Origin of the sequence: Herbaspirillum sp. RTI4 (assembly GCF_034313965.1) — a bacterium.
In the GTDB taxonomy this organism is placed as follows: domain Bacteria; phylum Pseudomonadota; class Gammaproteobacteria; order Burkholderiales; family Burkholderiaceae_D; genus Herbaspirillum.
The window spans coordinates 71,919-85,357 of the sequence record NZ_JAVIWQ010000002.1 but is presented as its reverse complement, the minus strand read 5'-3'; the positions used below and the strand labels follow the sequence as shown (position 1 = coordinate 85,357).

Genomic DNA, 13,439 nt, shown 5'->3' with positions numbered 1-13,439 from the left:
GCTCAGCCATTCTCTCCATCCCGCAAAACTTTGCGCATGATTTTCCCCGTCGGCGTTGCCGGCAGGGCGTCGAGAAAACTGATTTCACGCGGATATTCATGCGCTGCCAGTTGTGTGCGCACATAGTCCTGAATCTCGGCCACCAGTTCCGACGAAGCGGCGTAGCCATCGTTGAGCACGATGAAGGCCTTCACGATTTCCGTGCGTTGCGCATCTTTTTTCCCGATCACGGCCGCCATTCTGACGGCACGATGCTTGAGCAGGCATTCCTCGATCGGGCCGGGACCGATGCGGTAGCCGGCGCTGGTGATGACATCATCGTCGCGACCGATATAACGGATGTAGCCTTGTTCATCAAGCTGCCCCAGATCGCCTGTCAGCAGATAGCCGCCGGCAAATTTATCGGCGGTGGCAGAGGGGTTGTTCCAGTAACCAAGGAACATCACCGGGTCGGGTGAGTGGATGGCGATGTTGCCGGTGACGCCGAAAGCGACCGGTACGCCTTGTTCATCGACTACCTTCACATCATGACCGGGTGCGGCGCGTCCCATGGTGCCGGCTTTGCGTTCGAATTGAACGGCGCAACTGGAGACCACCATATTGCATTCGGTCTGACCGTAGAACTCATTGATGGTCACGCCCAGTGCTTGCCGACCCCAATTAATCAGTTCATCGCCCAGACTTTCGCCGCCGCTGGCAACCGAGCGTAGTCGGAACGGCCATTGCTGTTTCGGTTCAGGGATGGCGCGCAAAATTTTGAGAGCGGTCGGAGGAAAGAAAACATTTCTGACCTGATGTCTGGCCATCAGATCAAACACCGCCGCCGGTTCGAATTTCTCGAAACGCCGCGCCAGCACAGGCACGCCGTGATACAGCGCAGGCATCAACACATCGAGCAGGCCGCCAATCCACGCCCAGTCGGCCGGAGTCCACATCAGATCATCTGCTTGCGGGAAAAAATCGTGCGACATCTCGACGCCGGGTAAATGTCCGAGTAAGACGCGATGCGCGTGCAACGCACCTTTGGGTTTGCCGGTCGTGCCGGAGGTGTAAATGATGACGGCCGGATCATCGGCCAGTGTATCGGCCGGCGTAAAGCTGGCAGCGTGCGGAGCGATGCTGTCCCAGAATGCGTGACAGTTAGCGGGGCAGACACCGTCCCGTTTTTCGATGCAATACACCGATTCCAGAGCGGGCAGTCCGGCGCGCAGTGCGCGTATTTTTTGCTCTCCTTCCATATCCGTTACCAGCAAGCGGACGCCGCTGTCGCCAAGCCGGAATTGCAGCGCGTCCGGGCCGAACAGTGAAAACAAGGGAACGGTAATGGCACCGATCTTATAGGCTGCCATATGGGTAATGACGACTTCCACACATTGCGGCAAAAAGATGGCGACCCGGTCGCCGCGCTTTACACCTGCGGCCAGCATCATGTTGGCGGCCTGATTGGACAAGGCCTTCAGTTCGTCGAAGGTGGTAGTGGTGATGCCGCCGGATTTGTCTTCGCTGATGATAGCGCGGCGACCGGTGCCGTCAGCCCATCTTTCGCAGCAGGCCACGGCAATGTTGAAATGCGCTGGAATCTGCCAGTCGAAATTGGCATGTTGTTCGGCGTATGAATTTTCTTGCTTGAGCATGCTGTGTCTCCTCGCGAATTGCGGGTCAGTTTTTATTTCGGATTGTTGACGTGCTTAGAAAATTCTGATGAAACTATAGCGCTACGCTTACTCAGAGACTCCTTAAATAATAAAATGGCAAGGCGACCACTTCGCGTGTGATTGAAAATATATCCCGCCATTCAATATAGTGGGGATGCGCGGCATAAACGGTTTTTATACCCGCCTGATGCAGGGCATATTTGCAGCGTGAAATGTGGAAGTATTGCGTTACAACGATAGCACTTGTAAATCCATGCGCCTTCATAATAGCCGCACTATTAAGAGCCGTTTTTTGCGTTGTGTCGCCGCGCTCATCAATGATAATTACCTGGCTCGGTACCGCACCCTGATTGAGCATGTAATTGGCCATGACAATACCTTCGCTAAAGCCTTCTTTCCCTTTGCCACCGCTCACAATAATATGTTTGTACATTCCATTTCGGTAAAGCTCGATGGCTTTATCCAGCCTTGCTTTCAGCCGTCTTGATGGCGTGCCATCTGGCAATACGCGTGATCCTGGCACGATAGCTACATCGCTTGGCTGTGGGTTGTCTGTCAGTCCATCAATGTTAATAGCGAAAGCGAGTGCAAATAAGGTAATGAAAAATAGCAGGATCAGGACAGACGTTTTAGGGATACGCATTTTCTAAAAGAAATTGGCTGGCCAGTTCAAGAAAACATAATCTGATAAATAGGGACGTTGTGAGCACGACCCTAAACTTTGCGGACTTATATCAACAATGCCGAATCTATATTTGCAATAATCTATCAATTCTTTTTTTGTATTTAAATCCCATTTTTTATTTTTTTCATTCCAATCTTGTATAGGTGGAACATCTGATTCGGTAAGCGTTGGATTTAAAAAATTAATTTTTAGTGTTGGGTATTTTTTTATAAAAAAAACATTATGGCTTTCTTCATAAAAAGCATCTTGAGCGACACCTATGTAAAGCCACGAAAAAAAAATCAACATCATTACGTAAGTCGTGCTTTTCATGGTGCGGAAAGACCTGTTGCCTCGCGAAGTTTCCGTACAAGGGATATTCCTACGTTGCCTGGACAAATTTTCCCTTCGCTTTGCTGAAATGGAAATTCACGATGGCCTCCAAGAGTCGTTATTTTGAAAAAAATCTTCAGGATAAAAATAAGATTTTCTACTGATTTCGCTTGAGTCTTCGTCACAATAGGCTTGTCGGATAGTACTTTTGTTAGGTACGAAACAAGCCCACTTCCTTCGCCGGGATCTGTCAAATTTTCTAACATGACAATTCCTATTGCTCCCGTGTTGTACCGATTCAGGTGCTCACCTTTAAATCGAATATCCCTTCCTTCGTAGATACTTCCGAAGCAGTCGATTCCGTAGTGATAAGAAAAATCATCTTTGGGTTCTTTCTTTGCATTCATCTGCATATTCTGAATTTCTTGCATTTGCAATGCCGCAGGCCCACAGCTAAAACTACGACCTGCATGGTGAATGGCTACCTTGGTGTAGTTCCAGTCATTCACCATATTTTGAGATTTATTTTTATGTGCAGCCCAATCGGAACGCTCAATAAAGTTCATGTTTTCACGCCGTACTGCAGTAATAATGGCTTGCCTCGTGGCAGCACGATCATTGACCGTAACGGTTTGTGATGGTTGAGATTGATAGTTTGGTTCAGCTAAAGCGGTAGTCCAATGTTCAATGGAATAAGAGGGTCGCGCCATATCATGCCTCGTAATTCAGTGCGCCTTGCGGCGATTCAAAAACCAAATGGATTTTTATGGAGTGGCCTTCGGGGGATTCTATGATTGCCAGTCCGTAAGCATCAGTTTTTGCTTGTCGAATATTTCCGTTATCAAAAACGACGAACGGGCGATGAGCAAGCACTTTTCCCGTTTCACTATCTTTAAACTCAAATATTTTTCCATATTTCACCGTAGGATTTTTTTGCGGAGAAAATCCTGCATAAATAAGCCAATCATCACAGTCCGGCATATTTGCAATTTCATTAGCGCCAAAGTCCATTCGTCTATTGTCAAATAATGCTTTTAAACGACTTGGCTTGGTGCATTTGCAAATGCATAGATCGCCATCTAAATTTGCCTGTCTGCCATCGTGAGCGGTGAGTGGGCGATATGGCTTGACGCATTTTGTAATACCCATACTTTGGCAGGCGGGGCAAAAAACGGGATCGCCCTCAAAGCATCCGTTTTTTCCGTCGTAGATTACAGGCCATTGTTGCGGTATTGCCTGCACCTTTCCCCCAGCGGTTGTGGTGTCGCCATCACGAATCAATGCACGCCAAAACATATTTTTTCGCTCCATCAAATGGTGAGTTGTATTTTACGTAAGCCGAGAACATCACTAATTCGCGCTTACGATTGATCAAAAAAGGGATTTGCTCTTAGTAATGTAAAAAAAGGAAATCAGTTGGGTCCTTAATTTCAAACACTAAATTTTCAGATAACCGAGTGTTAGTTAAGTTGCCGATACTTTCCAGATCTATGCCGAGGATTTTTTAGTGGTAAAAAAATATGGCACATCCAGTATAGAAAACTACCTCGGTAGCAGGTCCAGTCCTAATCGATAGTTTTAAATTTATTCACGTCTAACGCTGTCAGATGTCGTTGATTAAATCGATTCACATCCTCATGCTGTACCAGGGGAAATATTAGGGGCACGTTTTTATACGTTTTTTCGATGCCATCGCCATAAGCGGTAACGTCACCACCTCCGCACGCCGCACCGCCTCCGTCACTTCATCATGGAAGCGGCGCAGCGTATTGATTTCTACGTCAGGCGGTGCGAATGCGCACCAGATCAGGTCGGTGACCTGTTTTGCAGTATGGTCGAGATCGGGGTCGTTGCCGGTCACGATGCAATCCCACAGGATATGTTCCATCGAGCCATACACCATGTCGCGCAGCAAACGCAGCGACATGTCCGGGCGGATTTCTTTTGCTTCTTGCGCCAGTGCCAGTACGTTCATCAGCGGTGCGGTGTAGCGTCGTTTCAGATCGGCAATCAGTTCGGCAAAACCGGTGTCGGGGCTGCGGCCTTCGCTGAGTACCAGCGCGCACATGCCCTTGCCGTCGCGTATCAGCAGATTCAGATGTTTGTTGATCAGATAGCCGAGTTGCGGTCGGGTGCCCTGTATCAGCGGCACTTCGCGTTCCAGTTCTTCGCTGAGTTCGGCGTACCAGTCGCTGATGACTTGCATGCATAGCTCGCGCTTGCTGCCGAAATAAGTGAACACGGTCGCTTCGGAAATGCCGAGGCGCTGGGCGATATCGAGTGTGGTGCTTTTTTCGTAACCGTTTTCGGAGAACACCGTTCTGGCGGTACTCAGTACTGCTTCCACACGTTTTTGCGAGCGCGGTGTGAGTGTGCCACGGCGTTCCTGAAAGGAGATAAGTTTTGCCATTTTTGCAAATTTGAGTGTTACTTAAAAATATAGTCGAATCCTAGCACCTATTTGAAGCATAATAAAAATAACTTCCTTATAAGTTGAGCCTTGCTTAAATAAATGAGACGTCGTTTCAACGATCAGTTTCATGCGCTCACATGAAGAAGTGGGAATTGTCAGAATGCAGCAGCCTGCTTTTGAATTATTCAATAATAAGGAGCCTTCGACGAAGTTACTGCGCGTTGCAATGTCAGACCGACAGGCTCACCGCATGCATGTGCGAATGCGTTTCTTGTTCTGGGCTTGCGTCGTTCCGCACACTTCGTCAGGAGCTCTATAACGGAGACGACAACAATGACATTGCACTTGAAAAAATTGACCGGCGCACTCATCACCCTAGGTGTTTTGGCATTCGCCGCACCGGCCTCCGCCCAGATTTCAGACGGTGTGGTCAAGATTGGTTTGATTACCGACATGTCCGGCGTGTTTTCCGACATTTCCGGCAAAGGCCATGTAGAAGCCATCAAGATGGCGATTGCTGATTTCGGCGGCACGCTCAACGGGAAAAAAATCGAACTGGTTTTTGGCGATCATTTCAACAAGGCCGATGTTGCTGCCAGTAAAGCACGTGAGTGGGTAGACCGCGAAGGGGTCGATATTCTGATGTCGGGTGCCAGTTCTGCCGCCGATCTCGCAATTGCCAAAGTCGCGCAGGAAAAGAAAAAACTGTTCATCGTCATCGCGACCGGCAGTGCGCGTCTGACTAATGAGGACTGCAATCCTTATACGATGCATTACGGTTACGACACGGTAGCGATGGCCAAATCGACCGGCTCGGCAGTGGTCAAGCAAGGCGGAAAATCCTGGTATTTTCTGACGGCCGACTATGCTTTCGGACAGTCGCTGGAACAAGACACCAGCAAGGTCATCAAGGCAGCTGGCGGCACTGTTCTGGGATCGGTAAAACACCCGCTGGGCGCATCGGATTTCTCTTCCTTCGTCACGCAGGCACAGGCTTCCAAAGCGCAAATTCTCGGTCTTGCCAATGCAACTGCGGACACCATCAACGCGATCAAGGCGGCCAATGAATTTGGCCTGACTAAGACCATGAAACTGGCGGGACTGGTGATGTTTGTTACCGACATCCACTCGCTGGGATTGAATCTGACGCAAGGCATGTATCTCAGCGACAACTGGTATTGGGATCAGGATGCGGCGTCGCGCGCATGGTCGCGTCGCTATTTTGATGTGATGAAAAAAATGCCTACCGGCAATCAGGCGGCGGGTTATTCCGCCACCATGCAGTATCTCAATGCAGTCAAGGCAGTCGGCAGTGATGATGCTGATCGTGTCATCCCGCAAATGAAGAAAACCAAAATCAACGACATGTACCTGAAAAACGGCTACATCCGTGATGATGGCCGTGTCATGTATGACATGTATCTGATGCAGGTAAAGACGCCGGCGGAATCCAAGTATCCCTGGGATTACGTGAAAATCGTGGCCAAAATTCCGGCGGATCAGGCGTTCACAACCAAGGCCGAATCGGCCTGCACGATGTGGAAATAAATTGCTTAAATGCCCTCCGGCAGGGCGTTTGTTTTGCCGGAGGCGCAGCATTAATCTGTTCAGGGAGGGCGCGCAAGCGGCTTCTCCGGGAGTAGGTATTTGCGGATCCCGATCATCACTACTCAATTTTTCACAGTAAGACTTTTTCCACTTTTCTTTTTTTGCCATGAATTACACCACTCTTGAAATTGAACCCCGGCAAGACGGCGCCGCCGCCTGGGTATGGATGGACCGCCCGGCGCTGCACAATGCTTTTGACGAAACGCTGATCGCTGAACTGACGCAGGCTCTGAGATCGCTCGACGCAGATGCATCAGTGCGCGTGATCGTATTGGCCGGGCGCGGAAAAAGCTTTTCGGCGGGTGCCGATCTGAACGCCATGAAACGTCAGGGTGCGGCTGCCGAAGAAGACAATGTGGCCGATGCGCGTCGATTGGCGGAACTGTTCAGAGTGCTGTCGGAATGCGCCACGCCGACGGTGGCCAGAGTTCACGGTGCTGCAATCGGCGGCGGCATGGGATTGGCCTCGGCTTGCGATATTTGCATCGCCTCGACGCAGGCATCGTTTGCCACTTCGGAAGTCAGACTGGGCTTGATTCCGGCCGTCATTAGCCCGTATGTGGTGCGCGCCATCGGCGAACGCCAGTCGTACCGCTATTTCCAAACGGCCGAACGGATTTCCGCAGCGCGTGCGCGTGAGATCGGACTGGCGCATGAAGTGGCAGAGCCAGAGCAGCTCGACGCACAGGTCGAGGTGATTATCGATGCCTTGCTCAGCGGTGGCCCGAAGGCGCAGGCGGCTTCTACTGCGCTTATTCGTCGCGTGGCCAATGCGCCGGTTAGCGCTGAACTGATCGACGATACCGCGCAAAGAATCGCTCGTCTGCGTTCCTTGCCGGAAGCGGCGGAAGGCTTGTCGGCTTTTCTCGATAAACGCAAGCCGCGCTGGAATGCCTCATAAAATTTGCACGGACTATACAAATACCAACTAAGTACCAACTAAGTACCAACTAAGTACCAACAGAAAATTGAAAGGCCACCATGTTTCAAAAAATACTGATCGCCAATCGCGGAGAAATCGCCTGCCGCATCATCAAAACCGCACGCCGCATGGGTATTGCGACTGTTGCCGTGTATTCCGCAGCGGACGCCAATGCGCGTCATGTCCGACTGGCCGATGAAGCGGTGCTGATCGGCGGTGCGGAAGCGCGGGAATCCTATCTGGTGGCCGAACGGATTTTGCAAGCGGCCATTGCCACTGGTGCGCAAGCAGTGCATCCGGGCTATGGTTTTTTGTCGGAGAACGCAGCATTTGCCGATGCCTGCGCACAAGCGGGTGTGGTGTTTATCGGGCCGCCAGCAGAGGCAATTCGCGCTATGGGTTCCAAATCTGCTGCTAAGGCTTTGATGGAAAAAACCGGTGTGCCGCTGACGCCCGGTTATCACGGCGATCGGCAGGAGCCGGCTTTTCTCGCCGAACAGGCAGGGCGCATTGGCTATCCGGTATTGATCAAGGCCAGCGCAGGTGGCGGCGGTAAAGGTATGCGTCGGGTTGATGCGGCCGCTGATTTTGAAGCGGCGCTGATCTCTTGCCAGCGCGAAGCGATCAATGCTTTCGGCAACGATCATGTGCTGGTTGAAAAATATGTACTCAAGCCGCGCCACATCGAAATCCAGGTGTTCGGCGATACGCTGGGCAATTATGTTTACCTGTTCGAGCGCGACTGTTCGGTGCAGCGTCGGCATCAGAAAGTAGTGGAAGAAGCGCCTGCGCCGGGCATGCAGCCGGAACGTCGCGCTGCGATGGGCAAAGCCGCGGTTGATGCGGCGCGTGCGGTTGGCTATGTCGGTGCCGGTACGGTGGAATTTATCGCCAATCAGGACGGCAGTTTTTATTTCATGGAAATGAATACCCGTTTGCAGGTGGAGCATCCGGTGACGGAAATGATCACGGGACTGGATCTGGTCGAGTGGCAATTGCGCGTCGCTTCCGGCGAGCCGCTGCCGCTGGCGCAAGAGCAATTACGCATTAGCGGACACGCCATCGAGGCGCGCATTTATGCCGAAGATCCCGACAAAGGATTTTTGCCGTCGATTGGCCATTTGCATCATCTGTCGCCACCGCAGGCATCCGAGCATGTGCGCATCGATACCGGTGTGGAGCAGGGTGACGATATCACTCCGTTTTACGACCCGATGATCGCCAAGCTGATTGTCTGGGACCATGACCGCGACAGCGCGTTGGCGCGCATGCGTCAGGCTTTGTCGGAATATCGCATCGTCGGCGTGGCAAACAATATTGAATTTCTTGGCCGCCTTGTGAGTTGCGATTCGTTCGCCGGTGCTGATCTGGATACGGGACTGATCGAGCGCGAACACGCTAGTTTGTTTCTGTCCGCTGCTGCCTTACCGGAAACGGTGGCGCTGGTGGCGGCATTAGCTGAATTGTTGCGTGAATCCAATGCCCTTGCACTTGCTTCGACACTGGTTAACGCAGAACGCGGCTCGCCTTGGCGGGTGCTGGACGGCTGGCGACTCAACGGTAGTAGTCAGCGATTTTTTAATTTTGCTTACGGTGAAACGCAACACCGTGTGGGCGCGACGGTGGTCACAGGCGGCTGGAAATTAGCGATAGGCGAACAGCAAGTGTTGGCAAGTGCTCGCTTGCAAGCCGACGGGCAATTGGCAGTGCAGTTGGGCGATCGCAGCATGAAGGCTTGCGTCGTTGCCACTGGACAGCGGCGGCATGTTTTTCTGGCGGGACATTCGTATGCCTTGCAGTGTCTGCCTTTGCTCGATACAGGTGGTAGAGCAGTCGAACATGCCGGTGGATTGCGTTCACCGATGCCGGGCAAGATTGTCGCCTTGCTTGTGGCCGTCGGTAGTGTGGTGGAAGAAGGCACACCTTTGCTGGTGATGGAAGCGATGAAAATGGAGCACACGATTACGGCACCTGCGCGTGGTGTGGTGAAGGCCTTTTGTTGCGCGGCCGGTGAGCAGGTCACTGATGGTATTGAGCTGGTGGAATTCGAAACAGAAGTAACGGCAGCCGCCGCATGATCACGCTTTACCATTGCCTCAGTGCGCGCTCATTTCGTCCCTTGTGGATGCTGGAAGAATTGAGTACGCCGTATGCATTGAAGATGCTGCCTTTTCCACCGCGCATCATGGAGCGCGATTATTTAGCGCTCAATCCCTTGGGCACGGTGCCGCTGCTGGTGGATGGCGACACGCGCATGACGGAGTCGGCTGCCATGTGCCAGTATCTGGCAGCCAAGGCAGGGAGCACCAGTCTTGATGTTGCGGTGGATGAACCCGCATTTGGCGCGTATCTGAATTTTCTGCATTTCGGGGAAGCGACGCTGACTTTTCCGCAAACGCTGGTCTTGCGTTACGGCCGGTTTGAGCCGGAAGCGCGGCGCTCTCCGCAAGTGGCGGAAGATTATTCGAAATGGTTTTTGTCGCGCCTGCGTTCGCTGGAACCTTTGCTCGAAGCACAGGAATTTTTGTGCGCCGACCGGTTTACTGCGGCCGATGTGTCGGTGTCTTATGCCTTGTTGCTGGCGCAGCATCTTGGCCTTGATGCGCGCTTTACTCCTGCTGTGGCGGCGTACTGGCAACGGATGCGGCTACGCGAAGGATTTATCCGCGCGATGTCGGCGCAGAAAAAAGCGGCGGTGGAGCAGGACGTATCTGCCGTGCATGCCCCTGATGCATTGCCTCCGGCGAAGCTCTGATTAAGTTTCTGCGCAGGGATATCACGGGACTGTGATTCTCACCGTAGTCAAGGAGGACTGCGCCGCTTACCCTGATCTTTTACCTCACGCCAGATGGGCCAGATATTACTTAAACAGAAATGAGCCGTGCGCGTCGTGTCTAGCGGGTTGGGAAAAGATTGCGAAAATTTTCTTGGTATGCGGCACCAGCAGCGGTTACCTTATTTCTCCCTCTCATATTCATTTTCAGGCATCACAAAACACCTCTTTAGCGTCTGCTGCGTTGACTCGTCCGAGATACTCCTTTTATCTTCCCTGATCTCGCCCAGAGTCACATCGCTCATGTAAAAATTCGCTCCCTCATATCCCCCTGAGGAGCAGCGATGAACGACGCCTTTCATGTAGTTCCCACCTCCTATGACGACGAAGGCTTTCCCTTCTGGAGCACCCCGTTAACCCCCACAGAAATCAAAAAAAAGGCGCTGGTATTAGCGCCGTCGAGTCAGGCGATTCCGGTGATTTTTGTGCCGGGGGTCATGGGGTCGAATCTGAAGTTACTTAACGGCATTGATCTTCTGGATAAAAAATCGGGGGACTTTGCCTGGCGTCCCGATTTTGCTGCCTATGACGAGGCGGCATTAGATGCCGCCTCGCGACAGCTACTTCTGAATCCGGGAAATACCCGAGTTGACAAGCGATTCATCGTGGACAAAAAGAAGGACTCATTTCTTCCCGCCAATTTCCCCGCAAAGGCCGCCGAGTTTCGTGGCTGGGGCAGTGTCTATTGGGGTAGCTATGGGAAAGTAATCACGTATCTCAATTCGGTCCTGAACCAGCCCTGCTTTTATGACCCCTACGCCGACAAGGTCCTCATCGGCGCGCTGTTCCAGGAGTTGATGGATGCCGGCATACCGCTGCCTTACCATGACACGCTGAAACTGGATCGCGCCGACATCGAGCACATGGGCGAATACTGGTTTCCGGTGCACGCCGTCGGCTACAACTGGTTGCAGTCGAATGAAGACTCCGGCAAATATCTGGCCAGTGAAATCCGCCGCATCAAAGCCCTGTATCAAAAAAAACTAGGCGGCTCGGGAGGCTGCAAAAAAGTAATTCTGGTCACGCACTCCATGGGTGGGCTGGTGGCGCGTGCCGCCGTGCATCCGGCGATGGGAGGCGCTGCCGACGACGTATTGGGGGTACTGCATGGCGTCATGCCGGCCCTAGGCGCAGCAGCGGCATACAAGCGCATGCGCACCGGCTTCGAGATGGGGCAGATCGACTGGTTTAGTCTGGGCAGCATCAAGAACACAGTGGGAGCCCAGAAGGTGGCCGGCAGCAATGGTCGCGAAGTCACGGCCGTACTTGGGCATTCCCCCGGCGGCTTGCAGCTCCTGCCCAACAAAGTCTACCAACCGGCCAGATGGCTGAAGGTGACCCTGGCCCGGGTAGAGGAAATGGACCATCACATACCCATCGGTGACAATCCGTATGCCAGCATTTATCGTGAGAAAGAGAAATGGTGGCGCTTGATTCATCCTGAGTGGCTCGACCCGGCGAAAAAATTTGGAGGGGATGACAACAAGAATGCATGGAGTTCTTTTAATACCGCGCTGACGAAAGCAGAAAACTTCCATGACAAATTAGGACACCACTACCATCCAAACACCTACAGCTTTTATGGCAAGGATGCTGAACGCTACCCGACCTATGGCACGGTGACATGGCGGAAAGTCATCTATACAGCGAGGGACCCAAATGGATATGTGTCGCACCTCGACGCCAACAGACGCGGCATCAACGTCGACCTCATGGAACGCGGAATTGCCGATGAGACGCGCGACGATGCCAAAGGGGAAATTTGTGCGAAACGCAATCTCGACCGATTGTATTTATATCTGACGCCACCTGTTGAAGCCGGCGACGGCACGGTGCCGGCGTTTTCTGGTTCAGCGCCGCAGTATTTCGCGCCTTCCTGTGTCCGCGCCCAGTTGGCGGTGAACGGCATCGACCATCAGAACGCTTACCACACGGGTCACGCCGTGGTGATGCGCTTCATTGCCTACAGCATCTGCAAAATGACGAAGGACCATCCATGAGGTCGCGACGTCGCCAACTACTAGCAGCCATCGCTATCGGCGCTTTATGGCCTCTGGCTGCCTGTCATCCCCATGTCAAAGGCCTCACGAAAGAAAAAACTATGCAGAAATATCCATTGAAACCCTATGCCGTCGGCCGTTACTTGGTCGATCTTCCTGAAGCCGCCACAGAGGTCTCGTGGGGGCAGCGCATCAAGGGAACGGATTTCACGTGGCGTCCTGCCACAAAAGAGCAATATCTAGGTTTGCTGTCGGCGAGGGAACAGGAATTAGAAGGATCGGATGCTGCTACTCGGTTGTTGCTCAATGCTGAGGAAGGCACCGTACCGCAAAGTCGGATTCTTCTATTTGAAGAAGATACCAATCGGGATGGTTTTTTGCAATTTGAGGCATACCGTTATTCTGAGGAATTCAACGGGTATCTCTTCATGACTAGTGCTGTTGATAGAGCACGGGTCGGCGGTGTCCGCGCATCTGTAAATAAAATATTAAACCTGATTCAACCGCGTTCATTTGATCCGTATATCACTGACCGTGGTGCCTGTTTCGACCATGCCTTTGTTAGCGGAGTCGATCCTGCTAATTTCGAAAATGCCGCTGTCATGGTTAGCTTTAATGACATTAATTTAAGTTTTTCCACACAGGTTATCGACGCAGTAGACACCGGCCCGACCTTGCTGGAACGCAGCACCATTGTCGACAGGTTCCCTGAAGTCACGCTACTACGCCAGTCTGCACGCGAAGTAGCGCGATTAAATGGCGAGGAATTAGCATTTAAAAACGAACCAGGAAGCGGACTTATTTCCCATGCATTCAAGTGGGACTTCAGAGGCAAACCGAATTCAATCATGGCACCCCGCATGTATGCCCGCCTTAATATTGGTCACGAAGTCGCTGCGGCACTCCTCCCAGACGAAGAACTGCTGGGGTTATGGGATGCGGTATTGGGATCGATCCGTTTGCGGACCGGAGCGGTTTAATTTTTCAAAAAAAGAGAAACTTTTTATATAG

Annotated in this window: 12 protein-coding genes; 6 read left to right on the top strand and 6 right to left on the bottom strand. The window is 52.2% G+C overall.

Annotated features, from left to right (window positions below):
- Positions 1 to 2 precede the first annotated feature (2 nt).
- From RGU70_RS00620 to RGU70_RS00595, 6 genes are all read right to left on the bottom strand, one after another.
- The gene (locus RGU70_RS00620; protein WP_322207501.1) at positions 3 to 1,634 is read right to left on the bottom strand and encodes an acyl-CoA synthetase; all 1,632 of its coding nucleotides are present in this window, start codon (positions 1,632 to 1,634) and stop codon (positions 3 to 5) included.
- A 91-nt stretch (positions 1,635 to 1,725) separates the two neighbouring features.
- On the bottom strand, positions 1,726 to 2,298 hold the full coding sequence (locus RGU70_RS00615) for a YdcF family protein (protein ID WP_322207500.1): 573 nt from the start codon (positions 2,296 to 2,298) through the stop codon (positions 1,726 to 1,728).
- Between the two features lie 3 nt (positions 2,299 to 2,301).
- Complete coding sequence (locus RGU70_RS00610; RefSeq protein WP_322207499.1) at positions 2,302 to 2,652, bottom strand: hypothetical protein; 351 nt, start codon at positions 2,650 to 2,652, stop codon at positions 2,302 to 2,304.
- A complete protein-coding gene (locus RGU70_RS00605; RefSeq protein WP_322207498.1) occupies positions 2,649 to 3,362 on the bottom strand; it encodes a peptidoglycan recognition family protein in 714 nt (237 codons plus the stop codon). The genes RGU70_RS00610 and RGU70_RS00605 overlap by 4 nt, the downstream gene beginning before the upstream one ends.
- 1 nt (position 3,363) lies before the next feature.
- Positions 3,364 to 3,948 (bottom strand): PAAR domain-containing protein, encoded by a 585-nt coding sequence (locus RGU70_RS00600; protein ID WP_322207497.1) that lies wholly within the window; start codon positions 3,946 to 3,948, stop codon positions 3,364 to 3,366.
- A 361-nt stretch (positions 3,949 to 4,309) separates the two neighbouring features.
- A complete protein-coding gene (locus tag RGU70_RS00595; RefSeq protein ID WP_322207496.1) occupies positions 4,310 to 5,062 on the bottom strand; it encodes a TetR/AcrR family transcriptional regulator in 753 nt (250 codons plus the stop codon).
- Positions 5,063 to 5,398: 336 nt separating this feature from the next.
- On the opposite strand from RGU70_RS00595, the gene RGU70_RS00590 reads away from it, so the two are divergent.
- From RGU70_RS00590 to RGU70_RS00565, 6 genes are all read left to right on the top strand, one after another.
- Complete coding sequence (locus RGU70_RS00590; RefSeq protein ID WP_322207495.1) at positions 5,399 to 6,613, top strand: ABC transporter substrate-binding protein; 1,215 nt, start codon at positions 5,399 to 5,401, stop codon at positions 6,611 to 6,613.
- A 166-nt stretch (positions 6,614 to 6,779) separates the two neighbouring features.
- Complete coding sequence (locus RGU70_RS00585) at positions 6,780 to 7,574, top strand: enoyl-CoA hydratase/isomerase family protein (protein ID WP_322207494.1); 795 nt, start codon at positions 6,780 to 6,782, stop codon at positions 7,572 to 7,574.
- An 80-nt stretch (positions 7,575 to 7,654) separates the two neighbouring features.
- A complete protein-coding gene (locus RGU70_RS00580) occupies positions 7,655 to 9,673 on the top strand; it encodes an acetyl/propionyl/methylcrotonyl-CoA carboxylase subunit alpha (RefSeq protein WP_322207493.1) in 2,019 nt (672 codons plus the stop codon).
- Positions 9,670 to 10,350: a glutathione S-transferase family protein gene (locus tag RGU70_RS00575; protein ID WP_322207492.1), complete on the top strand. Its 681-nt coding sequence runs from the start codon at positions 9,670 to 9,672 to the stop codon at positions 10,348 to 10,350. The genes RGU70_RS00580 and RGU70_RS00575 overlap by 4 nt, the downstream gene beginning before the upstream one ends.
- A gap of 362 nt (positions 10,351 to 10,712) precedes the next feature.
- Entirely contained in the window at positions 10,713 to 12,428 is a 1,716-nt protein-coding gene (locus RGU70_RS00570; protein WP_322207491.1) for a hypothetical protein, read from the top strand.
- A complete protein-coding gene (locus RGU70_RS00565; protein WP_322207490.1) occupies positions 12,425 to 13,408 on the top strand; it encodes a T6SS immunity protein Tli4 family protein in 984 nt (327 codons plus the stop codon). Before RGU70_RS00570 ends, RGU70_RS00565 begins: the two co-directional genes overlap by 4 nt.
- Positions 13,409 to 13,439 lie beyond the last annotated feature (31 nt).